Here is a 26,281-nt window from a genome sequence, read left to right as displayed (position 1 = left end):
CCAAATATTTTATAAGGATTTAAGCAATGCCAATCTATCGTTCAGCAACGACTACCCACGGACGCAACATGGCTGGTGCGCGCGCTTTATGGCGTGCAACTGGCGTTAAAGATGATGACTTCGGTAAGCCAATCATCGCAGTTGTAAACTCGTTCACTCAATTCGTACCAGGCCACGTTCACCTTAAAGATATGGGTCAACTGGTTGCGGGTGAAATCGAGAAAGCGGGCGGTATCGCTAAAGAATTCAACACCATCGCAGTCGATGATGGTATCGCAATGGGCCACGGCGGCATGCTGTACTCACTGCCATCACGTGAGCTTATCGCGGATTCAGTAGAATACATGGTCAATGCACACTGTGCGGATGCGATGGTGTGTATCTCTAACTGTGACAAAATCACTCCGGGAATGATGATGGCAGCAATGCGCCTTAACATCCCAGTGATCTTTGTATCAGGCGGCCCAATGGAAGCGGGTAAAACTAAGCTTTCAGATCAAATCATCAAGCTAGACCTTGTTGACGCAATGATCCAAGGTGCCGATCCAACCATTTCTGATGAGCAAAGTGAGCAAGTAGAGCGTTCTGCATGTCCGACATGTGGTTCATGTTCAGGTATGTTCACGGCTAACTCAATGAACTGTCTAACTGAAGCGCTAGGCCTATCTCAGCCTGGTAACGGTTCTATGCTAGCAACGCACGCTGACCGTGAAGAGCTATTCATCAATGCTGGTAAGCGTATCGTTGACCTGACTAAGCGTTACTACGAGCAAGATGACGCATCAGCACTGCCTCGTAACATCGCGAACCGCGCAGCCTTTGAAAATGCAATGGCTCTAGATATCGCAATGGGTGGCTCGAGTAACACCGTTCTTCACCTATTGGCAGCAGCTCAAGAAGGTGAAGTCGACTTTGATATGGGTGATATCGACGAGATGTCTCGCCGCGTTCCACACCTATGTAAGGTTGCGCCTTCAACACCTAAATACCACATGGAAGACGTTCACCGCGCTGGTGGTGTTATGGCTATCCTAGGTGAACTAGACCGCGCAGGCCTACTGAACAACCAAACTCGCACTGTACTTGGCCTAAGCATGCAAGAGCAGCTAGCTCAATACGACATCATGCAGACAGAAGACGAAGCGGTACTTAAGTTCTTCCGCGCGGGCCCAGCAGGTATTCGTACCACCAAAGCCTTCTCACAAGATTGCCGTTGGGATCGTCTTGATAACGACCGTAAAGAAGGTTGTATCCGTACTAAAGAGAATGCATTCAGCCAAGAAGGTGGCCTAGCCGTACTTTCAGGCAACATCGCCGTTGACGGTTGTATCGTTAAGACAGCAGGTGTTGATGAAGAGAACCTGAAATTCCAAGGTCCTGCTATCGTATTTGAAAGCCAAGACACAGCCGTAGACGGCATCTTAGCGGGTAAAGTAAAAGCAGGCGAAGTGGTTGTTATCCGTTACGAAGGTCCTAAAGGTGGTCCGGGCATGCAAGAAATGCTCTACCCAACTACCTACCTAAAATCTATGGGTCTAGGTAAGTCTTGTGCTCTTCTAACTGACGGACGTTTCTCTGGCGGTACATCCGGTTTGTCTATCGGTCACGCTTCTCCAGAAGCAGCAAGTGGCGGTGTGATTGGTCTAGTAAACACTGGCGATATCATCACTATCGACATCCCTAGCCGTTCAATCACACTTGATGTGCCTGAAGCCGAGCTAGAAGCGCGTCGTGTTAAGCAAGACGCACTGGGCTGGAAACCAGAAAACCGTCAGCGTGAAGTTTCATTCGCACTGAAAGCTTACGCAAGCATGGCAACCAGTGCCGACAAAGGCGCCGTGCGTGATAAGTCTAAGCTAGAGGACTAGTCTATGAGTGATGACACGGTCAGTCCCGTAAAAAAAACTGGCGCAGATTACCTGCGTCAGATCCTGAGAGCGCCGGTTTACGAAGCGGCAATCGTAACACCTCTACAGGATATGCCGCGTCTAAGCGCGCGCATTGGTAATCAGGTTCAGCTTAAACGAGAAGACCGTCAGCCGGTGCACTCGTTCAAGCTACGTGGTGCCTACAACATGGTATCAAGCCTTTCTGAGCAGCAAAAAGCCGCAGGTGTGATTGCTGCATCGGCGGGTAATCATGCTCAAGGTATGGCTCTGTCTGGCTCTAAGCTGGGCATTCAGACTACGATTGTGATGCCAAAAACCACGCCAGACATCAAGGTTGATGCGGTACGTGGCTTTGGCGGTAACGTGGTTCTGCACGGCAGCAACTTTGATGAGGCCAAGGCAGAAGCCGAGCGTCTTTCTGCTGAACATGGCTTTACCTTTGTGCCGCCTTTCGATCACCCACTGGTGATTGCAGGACAAGGCACGATGGGTATGGAGATGCTGCAGCAGAATGGTCATATGGATTACATCTTTGTGCCGGTTGGTGGTGGTGGCTTAGCTGCGGGTGTTGCTGTATTAGTAAAACAGCTGATGCCAGAAATCAAGGTTATCGCGGTTGAACCAGAAGACTCATCTTGTTTGAAAGCAGCACTGGATGCTGGTGAGCCAGTGGTTCTTGATCAAGTGAGTATGTTTGCTGATGGCGTTGCGGTTAAGCGCATTGGTGAAGAGACATTCCGCCTATGTCAGCAGTACATCGATGGACACATTGCCGTATCTAGCGATGAGATCTGCTCAGCGGTGAAAGACATCTTTGAAGACACGCGAGCGATTGCTGAACCTTCGGGAGCGCTTGCTCTGGCTGGTTTGAAAAAGTTTGCTGAACAGAATCAACTGCAAGGCAAGCAACTGGCGACGGTACTGTCTGGTGCTAACACCAACTTCCACGGTCTGCGTTATGTGTCTGAACGTTGTGAGTTAGGTGAGAAGCGAGAAGGTTTGCTTGCGGTGACTATCCCTGAGCGACAAGGGGCGTTCCTAGAGTTCTGCAATATTATTGGCGGCCGAGCGGTGACGGAGTTTAACTACCGCCACAACGACGAAAGCCTAGCGAATATCTTCGTTGGTGTACGTCTGCAAGGTGGTCAGGAAGAACTTGAGCACATCATCAATGACCTACGTGAGGGCGGCTACCCGGTTGTCGATCTCTCTGATGATGAGATGGCAAAACTGCACATTCGCTACATGATTGGCGGTAAACCATCGAAGCCACTGAAAGAACGCCTATACAGCTTTGAGTTCCCAGAGTACCCAGGTGCATTGATTAAATTCCTTGATACCTTAGGGACACACTGGAATATCAGCCTATTCAATTACCGTAACCACGGTGCCGACTACGGCCGTGTATTGTGTGGCTTTGAACTTGATGACGATGATTTGACTCAGTTCTCAACACATCTACGAGAGCTTGGCTATCAGTGTAAAGATGAAACCGATAACCCTTCCTACAAGTTCTTCTTGTCATAAGAGTTAACGACCGAATCAAAAAGAGCGAGTATTTACTCGCTCTTTTTATTGGTGCTGATTCAACTCAAACTTGAAAAGGATCTTCTCGCTAAGATCATTAGACCGCCTTGCGATGATCCAACCAATCTTGGTGAAGTTGTTCACTCGATCCTAGGTATTTCACCATCCACTCGATCAACTTATGGTTATCGTCTTTTCGCCACACCAAACAACAATGACTCTGCGGACTCGGTTCAGGCAGTATTTTTTCCACCAGCAAACCTTGTTCGATAATTGGCGCGGCAATGTGCCTCGGCATATAACCCACCCCTACTCCATTTTTAAGGCATTCAATTGCGCTATACCAATTGGGTAACAACAGGCGTCTTTGACTTGAGTAGTGGCCTGTGTGTCGCTTAGGGAGCACACTGGAGGTATCATCCAAGCAGATGGCTGGATATTGGCTCACGAACTCTTCATTGAGGTTCTGTTCGCGCACACACGGGTGACTTGGCGACATTACAAATGCCCAATCTAATTGCCCCATGTCTTTGACTTCAAAATCGCCACCAACTGGCACAGCTGAGGTGGCGCCAATCACGATATCCGCCCTGCCCTGTGCAATCGCTTCCCATGAGCCGTTGAAAACCTCCATGTTGATCTGAAGTTCGGCAAACTCAAAGGTTTGATAGAACTCTTCAATCATCGGCTTCATCTTGTCGAGCTTCACCACATTATCGAGCGTCAGACGCAAGGTTTTCTTCCAACCTCGAGCTGCTCGACGAGTCTGGGCACTGACCTCTTCCATTTGCCTCAGTAGTGCACGCGCCTCTTCAATGAACAGTTCACCTGCCGGAGTGAGCTCAACCTTTCTCGGTAAACGCCTGAAAAGCAGCACATCCAGTTCTTGTTCGACCTGTCTGACACCATAACTGATCGCCGAGGGCACTTTGTGCAACTGCTCAGCCGCCGCGGTAAAACTGCCCAAGCGCGCTACCGTATCGAGCATTTCTAAAGAGGATTTAGAGAACATAAGCCTTCAAATTTTTTGATTGATAACCACATATTTTAGCGTTTTATTTTATCAGGTCTGAAAAATAGAATGTCAGCATAAATAAACAGGGGCTTTCACTTCTGTATATCAAACAATTTTTTTGATGATAAAAACATCACTACCTTTAGCTTAATGGCATCTTATGAATATTTCTAAATTTCAATTGGTCTACCTTGCAGTTCTTTCAATGCTTGGCTTTATTGCGACCGATATGTACCTTCCTGCATTTAAGGCAATGGAAGTTGATTTCGCAACCGGCCCAGAGCAGATTGCCCTGTCTTTAACGGTATTCCTTGGCGGTATGGCAATGGGTCAGCTTCTTTGGGGTCTGGCGAGTGACAAGTATGGTCACCGTAATACGCTGGCGGTTGGTCTTGTTATCTTTACTGCAGCTTCATTCGGCTTAGCATTCAGCACCGAGGTATGGCATCTACTGACACTGCGCTTCATTCAAGCGATCGGCGTATGTGCTCCTGCGGTAATCTGGCAAGCAATGGTTATCAAGCGTTACTCACAAAGCAGTAGCCAACAAATTTTTGCAACCATCATGCCTTTGGTTGCGCTATCTCCTGCATTAGCACCTCAGCTAGGTGTGTTACTGGCGGATAGCTTTGGCTGGCACAGCATCTTCATCACATTAACCTTGATGGGTGCACTGCTAGTGGCGACAACAATGGCTCAACCAAAAGAAGCGCCTGAAGTAAAACAGACATCGATTAAGACAGACATCAAGATGTTGCTTAAATCAAAGCCTTACATGGGTAATGTCTTAATGTTTGCTTCAGCATCTGCAGCGTTCTTCGCTTACCTAACGGGTATGCCAGAGATCATGGCTCAACTAGGTTATGAAGCAAAAGACATCGGTTTGAGCTTTATCCCACAAACAATCGCGTTCATGGCGGGTGGTTACTTCGGTAAGCAAGCAGTGAAGAAATATGGCGATGGCGTTGTACTAAGAAACCTTATCGGTTTGTTCAGTGTAGCGGCGATGCTTATCTTTATCGCATCACAGTGGGAACTGACGTCAATCTGGCCTCTACTTGCGCCTTTCTGTTTGATTGCTGTCGCAAACGGCGCACTTTACCCAATCGTAGTAAACCGTGCTCTATCAAGCGCTAAACAAAGCCCAGCAACAGCTGCTGGTCTACAAAACAGCCTGCAAATCAGTATCAGTGGCCTATCAAGTGCATTGGTCGCGGCAATGGCTAGCCAAGCACTAAGCGCGACGGGTATTGCCGTTGTGATCTGTTTGGGTGCGTTGTGGGTTGGCTATATTGTTTCGAACAAAGAGCTTTCTGAACACTTCGCGACACCTGACAACTCTCGAGTAGTCGCTGACGAGAAACAAGACTAGTTTCTAAGTTAACGAAAACAAAAAAGAGCGAGATTACTCGCTCTTTTTTTATATCTAGATAAATAAGAAAAAGCCAGTAGCGGTACTACTGACTTTCATTTAAATCATCTTATTTATTAAGAGACTACTTTTTCTTAGTCGGACGCTGCCAGTCAGCAATCTTACGTTCTTTCGCACGGCTGATAACCAGCTCATTTTCCAACACATCACGCGTCACTGTAGAGCCAGCACCAACCGTCGCACCATTACCAATCGTAACAGGCGCTATTAATTGACTATCTGAACCAACAAACACGTCATCACCAATAATGGTCTTAAATTTATTCGCCCCATCGTAGTTACAAGTAATTGCACCCGCACCCACGTTTACGCGCTGACCAATTTCAGCATCCCCAAGATAAGTCAGGTGGTTGGCTTTAGAGCCTTCGCCAAGGCGAGTGTTCTTCACTTCAACAAAGTTACCGACGTGCGAGTTATTACGCATATCGGCACCCGGACGTAGGCGAGTGAATGGACCAACGGTACAGTCTTCCCCCACCGTTGCCCCTTCAATAACGCTGTATGGACGAACGATGGTGTTGTCATCGATCTCACAGTCTTTCAGCACGCAGCCAGTGCCGATAACCACGTTATCGCCAATGCTTACGCTGCCTTCGATGATAACGTTAGTATCAATCTCAACGTCCATACCGCACTGCAGTTCACCACGCAGATCAAAGCGGCTTGGGTCGCGTAGCATTACGCCTTGCTTCAATAGTTTGTCTGCTTGCTCAGCTTGGTAAGCGCGCTCTAGACGAGCCAGTTGAGAGCGGTCGTTTACGCCTTCCACTTCAATCGGGCTTACTGGGTGTACCGCTTCAACTGCACGACCTTCGTCGTGAGCCGCAGCGATAACGTCAGTCAGGTAATATTCACCCTGTGCGTTGTCGTTGCTTAGACCTGACAACCAGCGCTTCAGATCGCCACCAGTCGCCACCATAACGCCGGTATTGATCTCTTTGATAAGCTTCTGCTCATCCGTTGCATCTTTCTGTTCAACGATAGCCACAACAGGGCCATTACGACGAATAATACGTCCGTAGCCCATCGGGTTGTCTAACACGACAGTAAGTAGCGCGATACCACCGTTTGGTTGAGCGTCTAATAGGTTTTCAATGGTTTCAGGTGAAATCAGTGGAACATCACCGTAGAGCACCAATACTTTTTCATCATCAGCGAAATGTGCAGATGCTTGATCCACAGCGTGACCTGTGCCGAGCTGTTCAGCTTGCAGTGCCCAGTTTACAGATTCTTCAGCTAAGGTAGCCTTCATCTGATCACCACCGTGGCCGTAAACCAGGTTGATGTTTTGAGCGCCTAGACCATTACATGTATCGATAACATGCTTCACCATTGGCTTACCCGCAAGTGTGTGCAGAACCTTTGGTGTGTTTGAATACATGCGAGTGCCTTTGCCCGCCGCGAGAATTACCGCGCTAAACTTCATTGTAAACCTATCCAACGTTATTTTTATTAAGCCGATATTGTAACCGTTTTTGGGCAAAAAATTAAATCGCAATAACCATTTAACCAGTAGTGATACGTAAAAGAAGCATTTTTGAGAATCTAAAAATGCAAAAAGGCGACCCTTAGGTCGCCTTTATCTCAGAGTCTGTAATCTTAAAAAGATTAACGACGCTGTTTTGTCAGTTCGATAACTCGTAACTGAGCAATGGCTTTAGCCAGTTCACCGGCCGCTTGTGCGAAGTCTATGTCGCCATGCTGATTTTGGATATTCTCCACAGCCTTGCGCTTAGCTTCTTCCGCCTTTGCTGCGTCTAGCTCTTCACCACGGATAGCTGTATCAGCCAGTACAGTTGCTGTACCAGGCTGAACTTCTACCATACCACCAGAAACATAAATGATTTCTTCGTGGCCGTGCTGCTTAACAATACGCACCATGCCAGGCTTGATAGCGGTCAGCAGTGGACAGTGACCATGGAAAATACCAAGTTCACCCTCACTACCGGTCACCTGAAACGTCTCAACAAGGCCTGAGAAAATTTGTTTCTCTGCACTTACAACGTCTAGGTGAAAGGTTATTGCTGCCATATCGCCTCCTAGTTAGCCTTATAGCTTCTTAGCATTCTCGATAGCTTCGTCAATTGCACCACAGTACATGAACGCTTGCTCTGGAATGTCATCGTATTCACCAGATAGAAGACCTTGGAAGCCACGTAGAGTCTCTTTAAGAGGTACGTAAATGCCTGGGTCACCTGTAAATACTTCCGCTACGTGGTAAGGCTGAGTTAGGAACTTCTCAATCTTACGAGCACGAGATACAACTTGCTTATCTTCTTCAGATAGCTCGTCCATACCTAGGATAGCAATGATATCTTTCAGCTCTTTATAGCGCTGAAGAGTAGACTGAACGCCACGAGCGATGTCGTAGTGCTCTTGTCCAACTACCAATGGATCCAGTTGACGTGAAGTAGAATCTAGCGGGTCGATCGCAGGGTATAGACCCATAGATGCGATGTTACGGTTAAGTACAACCGTTGCATCCAAGTGAGCGAACGTTGTTGCTGGAGACGGGTCAGTCAAGTCATCCGCAGGTACGTATACCGCCTGTACAGACGTGATAGAACCAGCTTTAGTTGACGTGATACGCTCTTGTAGAACACCCATTTCTTCAGCCAGTGTAGGTTGGTAACCTACCGCAGAAGGCATACGACCTAGAAGTGCTGATACTTCAGTACCTGCTAGTGTGTAACGGTAGATGTTATCAACGAACAGTAGAACGTCACGACCTTCGTCACGGAAGCGCTCTGCCATTGTTAGGCCAGTCAGGGCAACACGTAGACGGTTACCTGGTGGCTCGTTCATCTGACCGTAAACCATCGCTACTTTTGATTCTTCAGGTTTTTCGATGTTTACAACACCTGCTTCCTGCATCTCAAAGTAGAAATCGTTACCTTCACGAGTACGCTCACCTACACCTGCAAATACAGATAGGCCTGAGTGTTGAAGTGCGATGTTGTTGATAAGTTCCATCATGTTAACGGTCTTACCTACACCAGCACCACCGAATAGACCGATTTTACCACCCTTAGCGAATGGACAAATCAAGTCGATTACTTTAACACCAGTTTCTAGAAGAGCTGTCTCGTTAGACTGCTCTTCGTAGCTTGGAGCTTCACGGTGAATGGCGTAATGCTCTTCAGCACCAATCTCGCCACACTCATCAATCGCGTCACCTAGGACATTCATGATACGACCCAATGTCTTAGTACCTACTGGTACTGAGATTGGAGCGCCAGTATTTTCAACTGTCAAACCACGACGTAAACCATCAGAGCTACCCATTACGATTGCGCGAACTACGCCACCGCCAAGTTGTTGCTGAACTTCAAGAACTAGACGTTCTTGTACTTCATTAACATTCAGAGCGTCGTATACACGAGGTACTTCACCCTGTGGGAACTCTACGTCGACTACCGCACCGATGATCTGTACGATCTTACCTGTAGCCATCGTTAATCCTCTAACTATTTAGTTTTACCTAAGCTTAAACCGCAGCTGCGCCTGAAACGATCTCAGAAAGTTCTTGTGTAATTGCCGCTTGACGCGCTTTGTTGTACACAAGTTCTAAGTCATCAATAATGTCACCAGCGTTATCTGTTGCTGATTTCATAGCAATCATTCGAGCCGCTTGCTCACAAGCAAGGTTCTCGACCACACCTTGATATACTTGAGATTCGACGTAGCGAACCAGTAGTGCATCTAGTAGTGGTTTTGGCTCAGGCTCATAAATGTAGTCCCAAGCATGATCGCGTTTCATGTCTTCGCTGTCTGATTTAGGCAAAGGAAGTAATTGATCGATCGTTGGTTCTTGTACCATAGTGTTTTCAAACTTGTTGAACACTACGAACAGGCGATCCAATTCGCCTTCATCATATTTCTTCAGCATAACGCTTACAGAGCCAATCAAGTCTTCAAGGCTTGGGCGATCGCCCAGACCAGAAACTTGAGCTGCTACTTTCGCGCCGCTGTTGTTGAAAAATGCTGTCGCTTTTGAACCTACAATTGCAAGTTCAACGTCAGCACCTTTCTCAGACCAATCTTTCATGTCGTTCATGGCTTTTTTGAACAAGTTAATGTTCAAACCACCACAAAGACCACGGTCTGTAGAAACGATGATGTAACCAACACGTTTGGCTTCACGTTCCTCAAGATAAGGATGCTTATACTCGAGGCTACCATTAGCCAAATGACCGATCACTTTACGCATTGTTTCTGCATATGGACGAGTAGCTTCCATTGCGTCTTGAGAACGACGCATTTTTGAAGCTGCTACCATTTCCATTGCTTTCGTAATCTTCTGTGTGCTTTTAACACTACCGATTTTATTACGTATCTCTTTTGCGCCGGCCATCGTTACTCTCCGTTAATGGTATGAGGTGGCCCTAAGACCACCTACCAATTACCAGGTCTGGGTTGCCTTGAAATCGTCAACAAGCTTCTTCAGCTCAGCTTCGATTTCTTTATTGAAAGCACCCGTTGTGTCGATCTGTGTTGCTAGATCGGCATATTGACCACGAGCAAACGACAGTAAAGCAGCTTCAAAGTCTAGAACTTTAGAAAGTTCAACGTCTTGAAGGTATCCACGCTCTGCAGCGAAGATTACTAGAGCTTGGTCAAATACAGACATAGGAGCGTATTGCTTCTGCTTCATCAGTTCTGTAACTTTTTGACCATGGTCTAGCTGCTTCTTAGTCGCTTCATCAAGATCCGAAGAGAACTGAGCAAATGCTGCAAGTTCACGGTATTGAGCTAGAGCAGTACGGATACCGCCAGATAGCTTCTTGATGATTTTAGTCTGCGCCGAACCACCTACACGAGAAACTGAGATACCAGGGTCAACAGCTGGACGTACGCCCGCGTTGAATAGCTCAGTTTGTAGGAAGATCTGACCATCGGTAATCGAGATTACGTTCGTCGGTACGAATGCAGATACGTCACCAGCTTGCGTTTCGATGATAGGAAGAGCAGTTAAAGAACCCGTCTTGCCTTTCACTTCGCCTTTAGTGAATTCTTCTACGTAGTGTTCGCTTACACGAGCAGCACGCTCTAGTAGACGAGAGTGAAGGTAGAAAACATCACCAGGGAACGCTTCACGACCTGGTGGACGCTTAAGCAGTAGTGAGATCTGACGGTAAGCGACAGCTTGCTTAGATAGATCATCATAAACAATCAGTGCATCTTCACCGCGATCACGGAAGTATTCACCCATCGCACAACCAGCATACGGTGCAAGGTATTGCAGCGCTGCAGATTCAGAAGCCGATGCAACAACAACAACAGTGTTTGCTAGTGCGCCGTGCTCTTCTAGTTTGCGAACTACGTTAGCGATAGTCGACGCTTTTTGGCCGATTGCAACGTAGATAGAGAAAATACCAGAATTTTTTTGGTTAATAATCGCATCGATCGCCATCGCTGTTTTACCAGTCTGACGGTCACCGATAATAAGTTCACGCTGACCACGACCGATAGGGATCATTGAGTCAACTGACTTGTAACCAGTTTGAACAGGTTGATCTACCGATTTACGGTCGATTACACCTGGTGCGATAATTTCTACAGGCGAAGTCAATTTCGCATCAATAGGACCTTTACCATCAATTGGCTCACCTAGCGTGTTTACCACACGACCAAGCATTTCAGGACCTACTGGTACTTCGAGAATACGACCCGTACCTGTAACTTTCATGCCTTCCTGTAGGTCAGCATATGGGCCCATTACAACAGCACCAACCGAATCACGGTTCAAGTTAAGTGCTAGCGCGTAACGGCCACCCGGTAGTTCAATCATTTCACCTTGCATCACGTCCGCTAGGCCGTGAATGCTAAGGATGCCATCGCTTACCGAAACGATAGTACCTTCATTGCGAGCTTCACTAACAACGTCGAAAGATTCAATACGTTGTTTAATTAGATCGCTAATTTCAGTGGAATTAAGTTGCATGCTCCAATCCCCATTAAGACTGCAATGCATCGCTCAGGCGGTCTAAACGACTGCGCGCTGAGTTATCGATGACTAGGTCTCCGGCTCGAATAATAACTCCACTTAGTAGAGTCTCATCTATACTGCAATTCAGCTGAACTTTGCGCGCTAAGCGCTGTTCCAATTTGCTGCTGATCTCTGCGCGTTGTTCTTTAGAAAGTTCAACCGCTGAAGTGACTTCAACGTCGATCTCTTTCTCGTGCTCTTGTTTGAGCAATAAGAACTCTTTGCAAACATCAGGAAAAGCCATTAAGCGGCCATTCTCTGCCATTACTTTTATCAAGTTCTGGCCGAATTCATCAAATTGTTCGCCACAAATTACAATGAATACTTCAGCTAATTTTTCAGCAGTTTGAGAGCTGCTTAAGAAATTGTGAACATCATCATTTTGTGCCACTTCGGCAGCAAAAGTAAGCATCTGACCCCATTGGTCTAGCTCACCTTTCTCTACCGCAAAGTCAAACGCTGCTTTAGCATAGGGGCGTGCGATTGTAGTCAAATCAGACATATACAGCCCCTTGCTTTAAAGTTTTGCAGTAATGTTGTTAAGAAGATCATCGTGTACATCTTTATCGATTGTACGCTCAAGGATTTTCTCAGCACCAGCAATTGCCAGAGTTGCGACTTGTTTGCGCAGGTCATCACGGGCACGTGTGCGCTCAGCTTCAATTTCGGCTTCCGCTTGCGCTAAGATTTTCTGGCGTTCTGCCTGAGCCTCTTCGCGAGCTTCATCAATAATTTGAGCCTTGCGTTTATTTGCCTGTTCAATAACCTCAGTTGCGGTGCGCTTCGCTTCTTTCAATTGGTCAGAAGCGTTGGCTTGTGCTAGATCCAAGTTTTTAGCAGCGCGTTCAGCGGCTACTAGACCGTCAGCAATTTTTTTCTGACGCTCTTCAATTGCTTGCATGATTGGTGGCCATACATATTTCATGCAGAACCAAACAAACATAGAAAAAGCAATTGCTTGACCTAACAGAGTTGCGTTCATATTCACAACAGCTACCCCTCGTTAAGAATCAACTACAAAAATTTAATTAACTAATTAACAGTTAATTAGCCTGCTAGTTGACCAACAAATGGGTTAGCAAACGTGAATAGTAGTGCGATTACGATACCGATCATTGGAACAGCATCCAGTAGACCAGCGATGATGAACATCTTAACTTGTAGCATTGGAGCCATTTCAGGTTGACGCGCAGCGCCTTCTAGGAATTTACCACCAAGAATAGCAAAACCAATTGCAGTACCTACGGCACAAAGACCAACAATAATAGCAACAGCGATTGCTGAAAAACTTAGTACAGTTTCCATTTACGTTCTCCGATTAACATTAATAGTTAGAATAAAACTTAAAAATTTTTAGTGATCGCCATCTTCATGAGCCATTGATAAATAAACAATTGTTAACATCATGAAAACAAATGCTTGAATCAAAATAACCAAGATATGGAAGATAGCCCAAGGTAGAGAGCCTACCCATTGTAAATACCACGGTAGCATTGCCGCACAAAGAATGAATACAACCTCACCTGCGAACATGTTACCGAATAGACGCATACCAAGTGATAGAGGCTTCGCGAGTAGCGATACCACTTCAATCAGTAGGTTAAACGGGATCATGATTGGGTGATTAAATGGATGTAAAGCAAGTTCTTTGGCGAATCCACCTAAGCCTTTTACTTTGATGCTGTAGTAGATCATCAGAGCAAAAACACCTAAGGCCATTGACATGGTTATATTAACATCAGCTGAAGGAACCACTTTCAAATAAGGGATACCTAGCCAATGCTCCGCAGGATATGGTAAGAAATCGATAGGCACTAAGTCCATCAAGTTCATTAAAATAATCCAGCAGAATATAGTCAGTGCTAATGGAGCAATCAGAGGGTTGCGGCCATGGAAAGTGTCTTTAACGTTGCCATCAACGAATTCAACTACCATTTCAACAAAACACTGAAGCTTACCAGGTACACCTACTGTTGCTTTCTTAGCGACTGAGCGAAAAACCCAAAGGAATAAAATCCCTGTCAACACCGAAAAAAACAGACTGTCTATATGTACGTTCCAGAAACTTGTCTCCTCTACAAGACCAAACTTAGCTAAAGAAAGGTTTTGTAAGTGGTGCTCAATGTATCCGGATGCTGTTGGCGCAGCCATAACTCATCCTATTTTTTATTGTTAATGAAAAGCACTGGCGCAAAGATATTAATACCTAGAACCAGTAAATAGGTCAGTTTGAGGGGAACTAATTCCACCTGCATATACATGTAGACAATAGAGAATAGTAGAACTGTGATAAGGATTTTTAGCGCTTCGCCTGCATAGAACGACGCCGCAACTAACTTAGTTGCGCGAGCTCCACTAAATAGGAAAGCACACACACAAAAAACTGCATTTGCGATGACAAAAATACCGCCACCGATTAATGCAGCAAAACCCCAATCAGGATTAACAGCTAAACCTAACCCTATCGCCACTAATATAACCGCGCTAAGCTCGATCAATAACATTTGCTTTGCAAGCACTCGTCCTGGTCTTGCTAACGCCGCTACCATGTATTCGTTCCTCTTTTAAGCCTTCTTTACTACTCGCTTAAAAGCGTGCTGAGAAATTGGCGAAAATTATACGTTCAGCCAAATTGATTGCAATAACAATGCAGCAATCATTTACATTTTTGCATACAAACCTACAACTTTTGTACGAAATTACTTGTTTATTACATAATTGACCTAAATCAATTATCTCATTTAGTACTCTAGTTTAGCAATAAGTTGCTCTAATTTGTGAGGCTCATCAAGAGTAATTGTCACTTTTGACTTACCGCTAACAGAACGAGTAACTGAAACGTTTGCTTGCAATTTTTCCGTGAGTCTTCGTGAAAGTTCGATAGCTTCGGTGTCTTCAGGCTTCGATTCACCTTCAACGTCTGGTTTTAAGCACTTTTTGACAAGTTGCTCAGTTTGACGCACGGTCATTTTTTTGGTTGCCGCAGTGTTTGCTGCTTCAACCTGGGTATCACCTTCAAGCGCAAGCAGTGCTCGAGCATGCCCCATTTCCAGTTGTTTATTGGAAACTAAACCTTTTACTTCATTTTCGAGCTGATTTAGACGTAATAAGTTACTCACCGTAGCTCTCGATTTACCGATTACATCAGCGACTTGTTGGTGTGTCAGCTCAAATTCGTTCTGTAGTCGCTCTAGCGCTTGTGCTTCTTCGATAACATTCAGATCTTCACGCTGAATATTCTCAATCAACGCCATCGCGATAGCGGCTTTGTCTTCGACTCTCTTGACCAAACATGGCACTTGTTTAAGGCCAGCTTGACGAGCCGCTCTCCAACGACGTTCACCAGCAATAATCTCGAACTGGTCGTGCGCCAATGGGCGAACTACGATCGGTTGGATAATGCCTTGAGATTGAATTGATGCTGCCAGCTCTTCTAGCGCTTCAGGCGCAATATCCTTACGCGGTTGATATACACCAGGCTTCAAGCAACCAACAGCCAGTTCAATAAGCTCACCATCAGCCGACAACGCCTGACTATGAGAAGCAACTTGCTGTTTTTCACGAGCCAATGAGCTAGTTGCAAGCAATGCATCTAGCCCTTTTCCTAAACCACGCTTAGACATTGAGCGAATTCCTTTGGTTGGACCTATACTGGGACTTCTTCACGACGCAACATTTCGCCAGCAAGAGCAAGGTAAGCCTTAGCTCCTGCGGAATATTTGTCGTAGTACATTGCTGGCTTGCCGTGACTCGGGGCTTCTGCCAGACGCACATTTCTAGGGATCACAGTTCGGTAGACTTTGCTACCAAAGTGTTTTTTGAGTTGATCAGATACTTCGTTCGATAAGCGGTTGCGAGGATCGTACATAGTACGCAGAAGACCTTCGATCTTCAGGTTCTCGTTTACAACAGCCGCTAGCTTACTGATGGTATCCATCAATGCAGTCAAACCTTCCAAAGCAAAGTATTCACATTGCATAGGAACCAATACGGAGTCGGCCGCAGCCATCGCGTTGATTGTAAGAAGGTTTAATGAGGGCGGGCAATCAATAAAGATGAAATCATAGTTATTGCGAATGGGTTCGAGTGCATTTTTTAAACGAACTTCACGAGCAAACACTTCCATCAGCTTGATTTCTGCCGCAGTAACATCACCGTTCGCGGCGATGAGGTCATAATTGCCAGATGTACTCCGGCAAACCACCTCATCAAATGGGGTGTCTTCAACCAACAAATCGTAAGCTGTTGCTTCAACTTGATACTTGTCGACACCGCTCGCCATAGTGGCATTACCTTGAGGATCGAGGTCAACAACCAATATCTTGCGTTTTGTTGCCGCCATTGATGCTGCTAAATTAATGCAAGTTGTTGTTTTTCCTACGCCACCCTTCTGGTTGGCAATTGCTACGATTCTACCCACTATGGCCTCGCTGATTATCCCTGACGCGATAAAGTAACTAGATGACGCTCTCCATCAAGCTCTGGCACTTGCAAAGCTTTAATGTCTGTCACTGAACACCATTCAGGTAACAGGTCGATTTCGTCTCTAGGATGTTGTCCCTTAAGAGCCAAAAATACACCGGATTGCTCTTTAGGTAAATGGTGACACCACTCTACCATGTCTGTCATTGACGCAAATGCACGACTGAGCACTGCATCAAACTTTTCTTCTGGTTGAAATTCTTCAACGCGACTTTGAACCGGTACCACGTTGTCGATACCCAGCTCATGAATCACCTGTTTGATAAAACGAATACGCTTACCTAGGCTGTCTAGCAAGTAAAACTCGCAGTCTGGATTCATGATTGAGAGCGGAATCCCAGGAAGACCAGGTCCCGTACCCACATCGATAAAGCGCTTACCTTGTAAGTGAGTGCTAACAATGATGCTATCTAAGATATGTTTCACCATCATTTCTTGTGGGTCACGAACTGATGTTAGGTTATAAGCTTTGTTCCACTTGTTCAGTAACTCAACGTAGCCAACCAACTGGCCACGTTGTTTTTCAGATACTTCAAGTTCAGTCTGGCCAATAAGGTGATCCAGTTTTTCGCGTAATGCGCTCATTATGCTTCCTCACCTTTTTTCAACAGGCCGTGTTTTTTCAAGTAAACCAACAGAATTGAGATTGCTGCAGGTGTGATACCTGAAATTCGCGAAGCAATACCAATTGAGTCAGGCTTAGCTGTCGTTAGTTTAAGAACCACTTCGTTAGAAAGTCCTTTTACCTTGCTGTAATCGATATCAGCAGGCAGTTTGGTGTTTTCATGACGCAGTGATTTTTCAATTTCGTCTTGTTGACGCTGAATGTAACCATCGTACTTCACTTGGATCTCAACTTGCTCAGACGCTTGTTGATCTTCCAGTGCAGGACCAAAACGATCCAATGCGGTTAACTGTGAATAAGTCATTTCAGGGCGACGAAGAAGATCTTCACCGCTCGCTTCACGAGACATTGGTGTTTTCAGAATTTGGTTCAGTTGATCAATATCTTCAGATTTTGGATTAATCCAAGTCTCTTTCAGACGTTGACGCTCCTTCTCCATGTTTTCCATCTTCTCGTTGAAACGAGCCCAACGAGCGTCATCAACAAGGCCAAGTTCACGCGACTTTTCAGTCAAGCGGATATCGGCGTTGTCTTCACGAAGCAGCAGACGGTATTCCGCGCGAGACGTAAACATGCGGTAAGGTTCTTTGGTACCCATGGTAGATAGGTCGTCGATAAGCACGCCCATGTAAGCTTGGTCACGACGTGGACTCCAGCCTTCTTTGCCTTGAGTAAACAAACTTGCATTCAGACCGGCCATCAAGCCTTGTGCAGCCGCTTCTTCATAGCCAGTGGTACCGTTGATTTGACCCGCAAAGAATAGACCTTTGATAAACTTAGTTTCGTAAGTCAGCTTAAGGTCGCGAGGATCAAAGAAATCGTACTCAATCGCATAGCCAGGGCGAACGATATGAGCATTTTCAAAGCCCTTCATCGAACGAACAATTTGAACCTGTACATCAAACGGCAGACTGGTAGAGATACCATTCGGGTATAGCTCGTGAGTCGTTAGACCTTCTGGCTCAATAAAAATTTGGTGACTGTTCTTGTCAGCAAAACGCATTACTTTGTCTTCAATCGAAGGGCAGTAACGAGGGCCAATGCCTTCAATCACACCCGCGTACATAGGGCTGCGATCAAGGTTGGCACGAATTACGTCATGCGTATTTTCATTGGTATGCGTGATGTAACATGGAATTTGACGAGGTTGTTGAGCTCGGCTGCCCATGAACGAGAAAACAGGCGTCGGGTTATCACCGTGCTGAACCTCAAGCTCAGAAAAATCAACGCTACGCGCATCGATACGAGGAGGAGTACCTGTTTTCAGGCGATCAACTCGGAATGGAAGATCACGAAGACGGTCAGCCAGTGCGATCGATGGTGGATCACCAGCACGGCCACCTGAAGAACTTTCCATACCAATATGGATCTTGCCGCCTAGGAATGTGCCCACAGTCAGAACCACAGCGCTTGCGCGGAACTTAAGGCCCATCTGCGTTACCACACCTACCACTTGATCCTGTTCAACGATCAAGTCATCAACCGACTGTTGGAACAAAGTCAGGTTTGGCGTGTTTTCAAGAACGTTACGAACAAAGGCTTTGTACAGTGCGCGGTCAGCTTGTGCACGAGTAGCACGAACCGCAGGGCCTTTTGATGCGTTCAATGTTCTGAACTGAATACCTGCATGATCAATAGCTTGCGCCATTAATCCACCCATTGCATCGACCTCTTTTACCAAGTGGCCCTTACCGATCCCGCCAATGGCTGGGTTACAAGACATTTGTCCTAGTGTATCGATATTATGAGTAAGTAATAACGTACTTTGACCAGTACGTGCAGATGCGAGTGCGGCTTCCGTTCCTGCATGGCCACCACCAACAACGATGACGTCAAATTTTTCGTGATAAAGCATGAACCGACCTCAGGTATTCAAACGTTTTCTAGATTGATAAAAAGGAGCGATATTCTACCTGTTTTCATAGCCTGAGAAAACGTTTTTGGGATTTTTCGAAAAAGCTGTTTTTAATTAATATAGATAAGATCTTTAAGGAGATCTTTTATTAGATCTATTATTAGGATCGAGGGTATCTGTGGATAAGTCGGAAATGATCAACGAGATCATGGATCTTTTTTGGATCAAATGATGTGATCTAACTTTGATCAGGATGAGGATTAGCTGGGATCAAAATGGCTACTTATTCACAGGAGGAAATTAGCCTAAAACTTGTTATTTGGATAACTATAGGTTAATCACCGTATATGTATGATCTTATCCACAGCAGAAATTGAAAATAGATCGCTAATTTTCGATGTTTTTGAAAAAAAGTTATTCACAATCACGATGTTCAGAGACAAAAAAAGCGGCATAAGCCGCTTTTTGAGAGAGGAGAGAGGTTAAAACTGGTCGCTATGATCGTTGAACCAAGCTTCTGCTGCGTCTTCTGGTACCGGAGTTTCCAATACATCGATGGTAAAACAGTCAGAAATAGGCTGAGCACCGAGCTCTTTCATCTGGCTGTGGACTGATTTTCCCGCCAAACAGAAGGTATCGTAACTCGAATCACCAAGCGCCACGACAGCAAAGCGAACCGGGCTTAAATCTGGAGATTGCTGGGTCAATGCGTCGATAAACGGCTTAATATTATCTGGAAATTCACCCGCACCATGAGTTGAAGTCACCAGCAACCAAAAGCCTTGTTGGGGAATATCATCGAATTCAGGCTGATTATGAAGGGTGATCTCGTGGCCTTGCTCTTCAAGAAGATCATTAAGGTGATCGCCAACGTACTCTGCACCACCTAAGGTGCTGCCTGTAATAATGTGGATCATTAAGCTGTCCTTACTAAAGAAAAAGGCCAGCATGAGCCGGCCTTTAAAGGTTATTTACCAATACAGAAAGAGGTGAAGATACGGCCGAGTAGGTCATCGGAACTGAATTCACCAGTAATCTCGTTAAGGTGTTGCTGCGTTATACGCAGTTCTTCTGCCAAGATTTCCCCTGCCATATAGCCTTCGAGCTGTTGCTGGCCAATATCTAGATGCTCAGATGCGCGTTCTAGGGCATCTAAGTGGCGACGACGTGCCATGAAGCCACCTTCATTGCCACCAGCAAAGCCCATGCAATCTTTTAAGTGATTACGTAGTGCATCAACGCCTTGTCCCGTCTTTGCTGATAGTCGAATCAGAGTTGGATCATTAACATGGCAAATCCCGAGATCTTCACCGGTTTGATCGGCTTTGTTACGAATCACGGTCATTCCGATGTTATTCGGCAGACGATCAACGAAATCTGGCCAGATATCTTTCGGGTCGGTTGCATCGGTAGTGGTGCCATCGACCATAAATAAAACGCGATCGGCTTGAGCAATTTCTTCCCAAGCGCGTTCAATACCGATTTTTTCGACTTCATCCGAGGCTTCACGCAGGCCTGCGGTATCAATAATGTGCAGTGGCATACCATCAATATGGATATGTTCACGCAGTACATCACGGGTTGTACCTGCAATATCAGTCACAATCGCGGAGTCTTTACCCGATAATGCATTCAGTAAGCTCGACTTACCGGCATTAGGACGACCTGCAATCACCACCTTCATACCTTCACGCATGATGGCACCTTGATTGGCTTCTTGGCGAACCGCTTCGAGGTTGTCGATGATAGCTTGTAAGTCAGCACTTACTTTACCGTCAGCAAGGAAATCAATCTCTTCTTCTGGGAAGTCGATAGCGGCTTCAACATAGATGCGTAAGTGAATCAGAGAGTCCACCAGCGTATTAATGCGTTTCGAGAACTCACCTTGCAACGATTGCAGAGCTGATTTCGCCGCTTCTTCTGAACTGGCATCAATGAGGTCAGCAATCGCTTCTGCTTGGGTTAAATCCATCTTGTCGTTCAAGAAGGCACGCTCCGAGAACTCACCTGGGCGTGCTGCGCGTAGCCCTGGAATAGCGAGGATGCGCTTGATGAGCATATCCATTACCACAGGACCACCGTGGCCTTGCAGCTCTAAAACGTCTTCACCGGTAAACGAGTGCGGGTTAGGAAAGTAAAGCGCGATGCCTTGGTCTAGCTCTAAACCATCGTGAGATTTAAAAGGGGTGTACTCAGCGTAACGTGGTTTCAGTACTTTGCCGGTAACTTCAAGCGCAACTTGGGCTGCTTGTGGGCCTGAAACGCGAATAATACCGACGCCGCCACGGCCGGGTGCAGTCGCTTGAGCAACAATCGTATCTGTAGTCATAGTTGTGCCTGCTAGCATGTGAAAGCCAAAAAGGGGCGCTCACGATTAATCAATTAGCTGAATTGTAATCAGCTAAAAACAAAAAGGCGACCTTTTGGTCGCCTTTCTTTGTCTCTTTCTATTATCGAACTTACTTAGAATGTAAGCCTTTCTTTTCCAGCGCGCGGTAGATAAGCGTTTGCTGAATCAGAGTTACGATGTTCGATACTAGCCAGTATAGAACCAGACCTGAAGGGAAGAACAGGAAGAAGAATGTGAACATAACCGGCATAAAGGTCATGATCTTCTGCTGCATTGGATCCGTTACAGTTGTCGGGCTCATCTTCTGGATTAGGAACATTGAAGCACCCATCAGAAGTGGCAAGATGTAGTATGGGTCTTGTGCTGAAAGGTCAGTAATCCAACCGAAGAACGGTGAGTGACGCAGTTCAACAGACTCCATTAGTGCCCAGTATAGCGAAATGAAGATAGGCATTTGCAGAAGGATAGGTAAACAGCCACCTAGTGGGTTTACTTTCTCTTTCTTGTAAAGCTCCATCATTTCTTGGCTCATGCGTTGACGGTCGTCGCCGATACGCTCACGCATTGCAGTCAGCTTAGGCTGAAGCATACGCATTTTCGCCATAGACGTGTACTGAGCTTTCGTTAGTGGGTACATAGCACCACGAACGATGAAAGTTAGACAGATGATTGCCAGACCCCAGTTCACAACGATGCCTTGAATGAACGAAAGCAGAGTATGAAGTGGTTTAGCAATGAACCATAACCAACCGTAGTCAACTACTAGGTCTAGGTTAGGTGCAACAGCAGCCATTTGGTCTTGAAGTTTAGGACCAACCCAAAGCGTTGCTTTGAAGTTTGCTTCGTCGCCAGTAGCGATGGTTTTGTTCGGCATGCGAACACCGATGTCGCCAAGGTTACCAATTACACGAGTGTAAAGGTTGCTGCCTGCTTCGTCGCGTGGGATCCATGCACTTGCAAAGTAGTGCTGAATCATCGCTGCCCAACCTTGACCGTTTGCTAGGTTAAGAGACAGGTTGCGATCTTGCATGTCGTCGAAGCTGTATTTTTTGTAACGCGTATCTTCCGTAGAGTAAGCACCACCACGGTAAGTTGGCATTGTTAGGCTACCGCCGTCATCCATTACGTTCTGACGCAGGTGAGCGTACATGCCGAATGTCGCGTTGTTACCAGAGTTGTTGACTACATCGTATTCAACATCCATTGCGTAGCTGCCACGCTTAAGGATGAATGTTTTCGTGTAATCAAGGCCGTTCGCTTGGTAAGTCATCGGGATGCGTAGTTCATCCTGACCATCAGCAAGCGTGAAGCTGTCTGCTGAAACTGTGTAGCTTGGGCGGTTTGTGCTGCTTAAATCGATACCTTGAGGACCCACTAGACCGCTTTGTGCGATAAATTGGTGACCTGGTTCGTTTTTAAGAAGAACAAACGTATCTTCAGAATCGAACTCAGCAGAGTAATCGTTTAGGTTTGCTTTAACGACATCACCACCAACCGTATCAATTGACAGAGTCAGTACATCAGTTGTTACTGTGATAGTTTTAGCAGAAGAAGCAACTTGACCAGGAGCCGGGTCTAGATCATCTGCATAAGATGGCGCTGGTAGGGTGCTGCCAGATTGTGCCTGCTCAACCGCTTGTGGTGCTGGATTCTGAGCTACGTTCCATTGTTGGAACAGTAGGAAAGAAACCAAAGCCAATGCGATTAACAGGATATTACGTTGAGAATCCATCGTTATTTATCTCTGTCTTGTTTTTGGACTGGTGGAACGGGGTCAAAGCCCCCTTCGTTCAAAGGATGGCATTTTAATAGACGTTTGCCTGATAACCAACACCCTTTTACAAAACCGTGAGCTTTCAACGCTTCTATCGCATATAAAGAGCAGGTTGGAGTAAATCGGCAGCGTGGGCCGATGAGTGGACTAATAAACCATCTATAAAAATAGATGGGTATTAGCGCTATCCACGCGAAGGGCGAGACAGGCGAAGCCATAATTTGTCGAGTAGCTTGAACATTTCTTCATTGCTTAAATCTTGCGCGCTCTTCTTAGCGATTACAACAAAATCTTTGTTAGGAAGTTTGTGTTGAGTGTTACGAAAGCTTTCACGAGTAAGACGCTTGAATCGGTTACGACCCACGGCGGTTTTAATCTGCTTTTTCGGAACGGCTAATCCAAGACGAGGATTTGAAAGAGAGTTATTTCGGGCAATGATGGTGAAATGAGGGGAGCCAGCTCGATGAGCTTGCTTGAAGACATTTTGATAATGTTCGGGAGTTAACAAGCGTAACTCCCGACCGAAGGCTAGCTTATTCAAAATAATCAAAGATTACTTAGAAAGACGCTTACGGCCTTTTGCACGACGTGCATTGATTGTTGCGCGACCGTTCTTAGTAGCCATGCGAGCACGGAAACCGTGAGTACGCTTACGCTTTAGAACTGTAGGTTGAAAAGTGCGTTTCATTGTAATTACCTTACTGATCAGTAGTTTTAGGTTTTTGTTAAACCCGGCGTGGGCATTTTTTCTCTTCTTTATATAAGAAAGGAAAACCGACGCCTCTCAACAAAGAGGCGGAATTGTAATCACTGTCACAAAAAGTGTCAATGATTGGGTTAACTAAAATTCCGGTCGGGGGATTATACGTAGAATAACTAAAATCACAAGGATCCTTAGTCGATCCCAACCTTATTTAAGAATTTTTTTAATTTAGGATCCTGTGGATTACCAAAAATATCCTGTGGAGATCCTTGCTCGATAATATGACCGTCAGCCATGAAGATCACTCGGTCTGCGACCTCTCTCGCGAACTGCATTTCATGGGTAACCACCAGCATGGTTTGATGCTGATTTGCCAGTTTTTTCATTAGGTTAAGCACTTCGCCAACCCACTCAGGATCGAGCGCTGAAGTCGGCTCATCAAACAGTAAAAGCTCGGGTTGTAGTGCCATTGCACGGCCAATACCCACCCGTTGTTGCTGGCCACCAGAGAGCGCGGCTGGGTAGCTATCACCTTTGTCACCTAAGCCAATATCATCAAGTATTTGTTGTGCTTTTTCATGGGCTTGCTGTTTTTTCCAACCACGAACGGTAATTAAACCTTCAGCAATATTCTGTCTCGCGGTTTGGTGAGCGAACAGTGCATAGTTTTGGAACACAAAACCGGTCTTACGACGCAGTGCAAGCACCTCTGCCTTAGTGTGTTTCTGAGTATCAACCTTGATATCATCAATCGAAATCGTGCCTTGATCGGCTTGCTCTAGAAAATTCACACAACGCAGTAGGGTAGACTTACCGGTACCACTTGAACCTATGATGACAATTATCTCACCTTGTTTGATTTCTAGGTCGATCCCTTTCAAAACTTCGGTGTCACCAAACTGCTTGTGGATACTTTGTAATTTGATCATCGTACATACGCCTTATTCAGTTTCACTTCGGCCCAAATTTGAATACGAGTGAGGATAACCACCACGCCCCAGTAAATCAGTGCGACTGCTAAGAAAGCCTCGAAGAAGCGGAAACTTGAAGAAGCCTCCATCTGAGCTTTAGCCATGATTTCGGCGACACCTAGGGTGAAGGCAAGTGAAGTCGACTTGATCATATCGATGAAGTAGTTCATCAACGACGGCAGTGCCACGCGAGTTGCTTGCGGTAAGATCACTCGGCGCATCGCTTGGCTGGTTGTCATACCGACCGAAAGGCTGGCTTCCATCTGGCTGCGATCAATACCGATAATCGCGGCACGAATACTTTCTGCCATATACGCGGCAAAGTGCAGGGTTAAGCCAATCACAGCGGCGCTGAAGGCATCCAACCCAACCATCCACGGGAAGACTTGTGGTAAGCCGTAATAAAGGAGGAACAGCTGCACCAACAGTGGTGTGCCTCGGAAGAAGCTAATGTACAGCTGGCTCAGTTGGTCGAGCACTGGGATTTTGAATACACGAATATTCGCCAGTATCAGAGACAGGATCAGAGCAAAGAACAAGCCCCAGGTCGCCATCTCCATCGTGGTGCCTAAATACTTCAGTAGTATTGGCAACAGCTCTAGCATGTAATTAAAGTCAAATCCCATAATCTATCTCGTATTTTTATTGGCAGTGTTGTTCTATATGTAAGTACTGTTGTATCAGGTTTTTTAATCAGTGCACAAAAGCAAAAAGCCCACCGCTGTATAAAGCAGTGGGCCTTGAATGGAGAAAGTGAGTAATTACTTCTGAGTAATGTCCGCACCAAACCATTTCTGAGAGATACTTTCTAGCGTACCATCTGCGCGCATTGCTGCTAATGCTTCATTTACTTCTGCTTGCAGTTTTTTGCCGTTATCGTTGTCGACGAAAGGCCAAGCGTTTTCAATTGTTTCGAATGGCTGACCTGCTAGTTGTAATGGTAGACCAGTCTTCTTGATAAGCTCTAGTGCTGATAGGCGATCCATTACGAATGCATCGGCACGACCCAGTGCCACGTCATGTTCAATACCTGTATCGTAGGTTTTTACATTGATCTTGCCATCTTTGTCGTAGCTGCGAAGCAGTTGTTCAAAGTTTGAGCCTAGGTTTACCGCAACCGTCTTGCCATCAAGGTCTTCGATGCCTTTAATGCTGTCATTACCTTTACGAACGGTAATTTGTGCGCCGTCTACTACGTATGGGTCTGCGAATAGGTATTTCGCTTTACGTGCATCCGTCATTGTAATTTGGTTTGAAATGGTATCGATGCGACCCGTTTCAAGAAGACCAAACAGACCAGAGAAGTTTGCCGTTACGTATTCAACCTTGTAATCGTTACGCTTACCGATCTCATCCCATAAATCCACTTCAAAACCCTGTAGCTGGTCTTGTTTAACGAACGTAAACGGGAAATAGCGACCAGACATGCCGACTTTAACTTCAGTCGCAGCTTGAACAGTAGCAGCAGAGAGTGCGATAGCCGCAATTGCAGCCTTAATCCAGTTATTCATTTGGTAACTCCTTATATTTATGGGTTTGGATGTTACTGGGAAAATGCTCACTAGAATAAATAACCAGATGTTATTAACCATAACCAGATTGAATTCCCGATTTGGGGATAACTAGCAAGGATCCGGGCATAAGTGGATCATTGTGTGAGTAAATTAGG

The 26,281-nt window shown here is 45.9% G+C and carries 27 protein-coding genes; 3 read left to right on the top strand and 24 right to left on the bottom strand.

The annotated features are described in order from the left end of the window. The first annotated feature begins 26 nt into the window (after nucleotides 1-26). Both ilvD and ilvA read left to right on the top strand, forming a co-directional pair. The gene (gene ilvD / locus AB4154_RS09890) at nucleotides 27-1,868 is read left to right on the top strand and encodes a dihydroxy-acid dehydratase (RefSeq protein WP_372122843.1); all 1,842 of its coding nucleotides are present in this window, start codon (nucleotides 27-29) and stop codon (nucleotides 1,866-1,868) included. 3 nt (nucleotides 1,869-1,871) lie between these two features. Then, nucleotides 1,872-3,416 carry a threonine ammonia-lyase, biosynthetic gene (gene ilvA / locus AB4154_RS09885; protein ID WP_372122841.1) on the top strand — a complete coding sequence of 515 codons (1,545 nt, stop codon included), beginning with the start codon at nucleotides 1,872-1,874 and terminating at the stop codon, nucleotides 3,414-3,416. A 97-nt stretch (nucleotides 3,417-3,513) separates the two neighbouring features. On the opposite strand, the gene punR is transcribed toward ilvA, so the two are convergent. Next, entirely contained in the window at nucleotides 3,514-4,428 is a 915-nt protein-coding gene (gene punR, locus AB4154_RS09880) for a DNA-binding transcriptional activator PunR (RefSeq protein ID WP_136974240.1), read from the bottom strand. A gap of 163 nt (nucleotides 4,429-4,591) precedes the next feature. Here punR and punC point away from each other — a divergent pair, with 163 nt between their 5' ends. Beyond that, nucleotides 4,592-5,803, top strand: coding sequence for a purine nucleoside transporter PunC (gene punC / locus AB4154_RS09875; protein ID WP_017063021.1), 1,212 nt, complete (start codon nucleotides 4,592-4,594; stop codon nucleotides 5,801-5,803). 124 nt (nucleotides 5,804-5,927) lie between these two features. On the opposite strand, the gene glmU is transcribed toward punC, so the two are convergent. The 23 genes from glmU to AB4154_RS09760 form a co-directional block, all read right to left on the bottom strand. Next, complete coding sequence (gene glmU, locus AB4154_RS09870) at nucleotides 5,928-7,289, bottom strand: bifunctional UDP-N-acetylglucosamine diphosphorylase/glucosamine-1-phosphate N-acetyltransferase GlmU (protein ID WP_136974239.1); 1,362 nt, start codon at nucleotides 7,287-7,289, stop codon at nucleotides 5,928-5,930. A 182-nt stretch (nucleotides 7,290-7,471) separates the two neighbouring features. Then, entirely contained in the window at nucleotides 7,472-7,894 is a 423-nt protein-coding gene (locus tag AB4154_RS09865) for a F0F1 ATP synthase subunit epsilon (protein ID WP_017058791.1), read from the bottom strand. A gap of 18 nt (nucleotides 7,895-7,912) precedes the next feature. After that, on the bottom strand, nucleotides 7,913-9,316 hold the full coding sequence (gene atpD, locus AB4154_RS09860) for a F0F1 ATP synthase subunit beta (RefSeq protein WP_017058792.1): 1,404 nt from the start codon (nucleotides 9,314-9,316) through the stop codon (nucleotides 7,913-7,915). Nucleotides 9,317-9,350: 34 nt separating this feature from the next. Further along, nucleotides 9,351-10,217, bottom strand: a complete 867-nt coding sequence (gene atpG / locus AB4154_RS09855) for a F0F1 ATP synthase subunit gamma (RefSeq protein WP_017058793.1) — start codon at nucleotides 10,215-10,217, stop codon at nucleotides 9,351-9,353. Nucleotides 10,218-10,265: 48 nt separating this feature from the next. After that, nucleotides 10,266-11,807: a F0F1 ATP synthase subunit alpha gene (gene atpA / locus AB4154_RS09850; protein ID WP_102321083.1), complete on the bottom strand. Its 1,542-nt coding sequence runs from the start codon at nucleotides 11,805-11,807 to the stop codon at nucleotides 10,266-10,268. A gap of 13 nt (nucleotides 11,808-11,820) precedes the next feature. Next, nucleotides 11,821-12,354, bottom strand: a complete 534-nt coding sequence (atpH, locus tag AB4154_RS09845; protein ID WP_017058795.1) for a F0F1 ATP synthase subunit delta — start codon at nucleotides 12,352-12,354, stop codon at nucleotides 11,821-11,823. Nucleotides 12,355-12,369: 15 nt separating this feature from the next. Beyond that, nucleotides 12,370-12,840 carry a F0F1 ATP synthase subunit B gene (atpF, locus tag AB4154_RS09840; protein WP_032545592.1) on the bottom strand — a complete coding sequence of 157 codons (471 nt, stop codon included), beginning with the start codon at nucleotides 12,838-12,840 and terminating at the stop codon, nucleotides 12,370-12,372. 59 nt (nucleotides 12,841-12,899) lie between these two features. Further along, on the bottom strand, nucleotides 12,900-13,157 hold the full coding sequence (atpE, locus tag AB4154_RS09835) for a F0F1 ATP synthase subunit C (protein ID WP_004411110.1): 258 nt from the start codon (nucleotides 13,155-13,157) through the stop codon (nucleotides 12,900-12,902). 48 nt (nucleotides 13,158-13,205) lie between these two features. Further along, nucleotides 13,206-14,003 (bottom strand): F0F1 ATP synthase subunit A, encoded by a 798-nt coding sequence (gene atpB / locus AB4154_RS09830; protein WP_372122839.1) that lies wholly within the window; start codon nucleotides 14,001-14,003, stop codon nucleotides 13,206-13,208. Between the two features lie 8 nt (nucleotides 14,004-14,011). Then, entirely contained in the window at nucleotides 14,012-14,401 is a 390-nt protein-coding gene (locus AB4154_RS09825) for a F0F1 ATP synthase subunit I (RefSeq protein WP_017058798.1), read from the bottom strand. A 192-nt stretch (nucleotides 14,402-14,593) separates the two neighbouring features. Beyond that, the gene (locus AB4154_RS09820; RefSeq protein WP_017058799.1) at nucleotides 14,594-15,475 is read right to left on the bottom strand and encodes a ParB/RepB/Spo0J family partition protein; all 882 of its coding nucleotides are present in this window, start codon (nucleotides 15,473-15,475) and stop codon (nucleotides 14,594-14,596) included. A gap of 23 nt (nucleotides 15,476-15,498) precedes the next feature. Then, nucleotides 15,499-16,272, bottom strand: coding sequence for a ParA family protein (locus AB4154_RS09815; RefSeq protein WP_029235097.1), 774 nt, complete (start codon nucleotides 16,270-16,272; stop codon nucleotides 15,499-15,501). A gap of 14 nt (nucleotides 16,273-16,286) precedes the next feature. Next, a complete protein-coding gene (gene rsmG / locus AB4154_RS09810) occupies nucleotides 16,287-16,919 on the bottom strand; it encodes a 16S rRNA (guanine(527)-N(7))-methyltransferase RsmG (protein ID WP_017058801.1) in 633 nt (210 codons plus the stop codon). After that, nucleotides 16,919-18,814: a tRNA uridine-5-carboxymethylaminomethyl(34) synthesis enzyme MnmG gene (mnmG, locus tag AB4154_RS09805; protein ID WP_017058802.1), complete on the bottom strand. Its 1,896-nt coding sequence runs from the start codon at nucleotides 18,812-18,814 to the stop codon at nucleotides 16,919-16,921. Before mnmG ends, rsmG begins: the two co-directional genes overlap by 1 nt. Nucleotides 18,815-19,296: 482 nt before the next feature. Continuing rightward, a complete protein-coding gene (mioC, locus tag AB4154_RS09800; RefSeq protein WP_017058804.1) occupies nucleotides 19,297-19,731 on the bottom strand; it encodes an FMN-binding protein MioC in 435 nt (144 codons plus the stop codon). A gap of 50 nt (nucleotides 19,732-19,781) precedes the next feature. Next, on the bottom strand, nucleotides 19,782-21,143 hold the full coding sequence (gene mnmE / locus AB4154_RS09795; protein WP_029235098.1) for a tRNA uridine-5-carboxymethylaminomethyl(34) synthesis GTPase MnmE: 1,362 nt from the start codon (nucleotides 21,141-21,143) through the stop codon (nucleotides 19,782-19,784). A 130-nt stretch (nucleotides 21,144-21,273) separates the two neighbouring features. Next, on the bottom strand, nucleotides 21,274-22,896 hold the full coding sequence (yidC, locus tag AB4154_RS09790) for a membrane protein insertase YidC (RefSeq protein ID WP_017058806.1): 1,623 nt from the start codon (nucleotides 22,894-22,896) through the stop codon (nucleotides 21,274-21,276). 2 nt (nucleotides 22,897-22,898) lie between these two features. Next, complete coding sequence (gene yidD, locus AB4154_RS09785; RefSeq protein ID WP_004735802.1) at nucleotides 22,899-23,156, bottom strand: membrane protein insertion efficiency factor YidD; 258 nt, start codon at nucleotides 23,154-23,156, stop codon at nucleotides 22,899-22,901. After that, nucleotides 23,123-23,446: a ribonuclease P protein component gene (gene rnpA, locus AB4154_RS09780; protein ID WP_017055478.1), complete on the bottom strand. Its 324-nt coding sequence runs from the start codon at nucleotides 23,444-23,446 to the stop codon at nucleotides 23,123-23,125. Before rnpA ends, yidD begins: the two co-directional genes overlap by 34 nt. 45 nt (nucleotides 23,447-23,491) lie before the next feature. Continuing rightward, a complete protein-coding gene (gene rpmH, locus AB4154_RS09775; RefSeq protein ID WP_004735800.1) occupies nucleotides 23,492-23,626 on the bottom strand; it encodes a 50S ribosomal protein L34 in 135 nt (44 codons plus the stop codon). A 206-nt stretch (nucleotides 23,627-23,832) separates the two neighbouring features. Then, on the bottom strand, nucleotides 23,833-24,570 hold the full coding sequence (locus AB4154_RS09770; protein ID WP_017063027.1) for an amino acid ABC transporter ATP-binding protein: 738 nt from the start codon (nucleotides 24,568-24,570) through the stop codon (nucleotides 23,833-23,835). Further along, on the bottom strand, nucleotides 24,567-25,238 hold the full coding sequence (locus AB4154_RS09765) for an amino acid ABC transporter permease (RefSeq protein WP_009848134.1): 672 nt from the start codon (nucleotides 25,236-25,238) through the stop codon (nucleotides 24,567-24,569). Before AB4154_RS09765 ends, AB4154_RS09770 begins: the two co-directional genes overlap by 4 nt. Nucleotides 25,239-25,373: 135 nt before the next feature. After that, nucleotides 25,374-26,123, bottom strand: coding sequence for an amino acid ABC transporter substrate-binding protein (locus AB4154_RS09760; RefSeq protein ID WP_009848135.1), 750 nt, complete (start codon nucleotides 26,121-26,123; stop codon nucleotides 25,374-25,376). Nucleotides 26,124-26,281 lie beyond the last annotated feature (158 nt).

It is taken from the genome of Vibrio sp. 10N.286.51.B11, assembly GCF_041469245.1.
GTDB classification, from domain to species: domain Bacteria; phylum Pseudomonadota; class Gammaproteobacteria; order Enterobacterales; family Vibrionaceae; genus Vibrio; species Vibrio crassostreae_C.
Note: the sequence above shows the minus strand (reverse complement) of the source record. Positions and strands in the feature narration are given on the sequence as shown.

Excerpts from the sequence above, each read along its gene's own strand:
- ilvD (WP_372122843.1), top strand. The coding sequence starts at position 27 with ATGCCAATCTATCGTTCAGCAACGACTACCCACGGACGCAACATGGCT.
- ilvA (WP_372122841.1), top strand. The coding sequence starts at position 1,872 with ATGAGTGATGACACGGTCAGTCCCGTAAAAAAAACTGGCGCAGATTAC.
- punR (WP_136974240.1), bottom strand. The coding sequence starts at position 4,428 with ATGTTCTCTAAATCCTCTTTAGAAATGCTCGATACGGTAGCGCGCTTG.
- punC (WP_017063021.1), top strand. The coding sequence starts at position 4,592 with ATGAATATTTCTAAATTTCAATTGGTCTACCTTGCAGTTCTTTCAATG.
- glmU (WP_136974239.1), bottom strand. The coding sequence starts at position 7,289 with ATGAAGTTTAGCGCGGTAATTCTCGCGGCGGGCAAAGGCACTCGCATG.
- AB4154_RS09865 (WP_017058791.1), bottom strand. The coding sequence starts at position 7,894 with ATGGCAGCAATAACCTTTCACCTAGACGTTGTAAGTGCAGAGAAACAA.
- atpD (WP_017058792.1), bottom strand. The coding sequence starts at position 9,316 with ATGGCTACAGGTAAGATCGTACAGATCATCGGTGCGGTAGTCGACGTA.
- atpG (WP_017058793.1), bottom strand. The coding sequence starts at position 10,217 with ATGGCCGGCGCAAAAGAGATACGTAATAAAATCGGTAGTGTTAAAAGC.
- atpA (WP_102321083.1), bottom strand. The coding sequence starts at position 11,807 with ATGCAACTTAATTCCACTGAAATTAGCGATCTAATTAAACAACGTATT.
- atpH (WP_017058795.1), bottom strand. The coding sequence starts at position 12,354 with ATGTCTGATTTGACTACAATCGCACGCCCCTATGCTAAAGCAGCGTTT.
- atpE (WP_004411110.1), bottom strand. The coding sequence starts at position 13,157 with ATGGAAACTGTACTAAGTTTTTCAGCAATCGCTGTTGCTATTATTGTT.
- atpB (WP_372122839.1), bottom strand. The coding sequence starts at position 14,003 with ATGGCTGCGCCAACAGCATCCGGATACATTGAGCACCACTTACAAAAC.
- AB4154_RS09825 (WP_017058798.1), bottom strand. The coding sequence starts at position 14,401 with ATGGTAGCGGCGTTAGCAAGACCAGGACGAGTGCTTGCAAAGCAAATG.
- AB4154_RS09820 (WP_017058799.1), bottom strand. The coding sequence starts at position 15,475 with ATGTCTAAGCGTGGTTTAGGAAAAGGGCTAGATGCATTGCTTGCAACT.
- rsmG (WP_017058801.1), bottom strand. The coding sequence starts at position 16,919 with ATGAGCGCATTACGCGAAAAACTGGATCACCTTATTGGCCAGACTGAA.
- mnmG (WP_017058802.1), bottom strand. The coding sequence starts at position 18,814 with ATGCTTTATCACGAAAAATTTGACGTCATCGTTGTTGGTGGTGGCCAT.
- mioC (WP_017058804.1), bottom strand. The coding sequence starts at position 19,731 with ATGATCCACATTATTACAGGCAGCACCTTAGGTGGTGCAGAGTACGTT.
- mnmE (WP_029235098.1), bottom strand. The coding sequence starts at position 21,143 with ATGACTACAGATACGATTGTTGCTCAAGCGACTGCACCCGGCCGTGGC.
- yidC (WP_017058806.1), bottom strand. The coding sequence starts at position 22,896 with ATGGATTCTCAACGTAATATCCTGTTAATCGCATTGGCTTTGGTTTCT.
- yidD (WP_004735802.1), bottom strand. The coding sequence starts at position 23,156 with ATGGCTTCGCCTGTCTCGCCCTTCGCGTGGATAGCGCTAATACCCATC.
- rpmH (WP_004735800.1), bottom strand. The coding sequence starts at position 23,626 with ATGAAACGCACTTTTCAACCTACAGTTCTAAAGCGTAAGCGTACTCAC.
- AB4154_RS09770 (WP_017063027.1), bottom strand. The coding sequence starts at position 24,570 with ATGATCAAATTACAAAGTATCCACAAGCAGTTTGGTGACACCGAAGTT.
- AB4154_RS09765 (WP_009848134.1), bottom strand. The coding sequence starts at position 25,238 with ATGGGATTTGACTTTAATTACATGCTAGAGCTGTTGCCAATACTACTG.
- AB4154_RS09760 (WP_009848135.1), bottom strand. The coding sequence starts at position 26,123 with ATGAATAACTGGATTAAGGCTGCAATTGCGGCTATCGCACTCTCTGCT.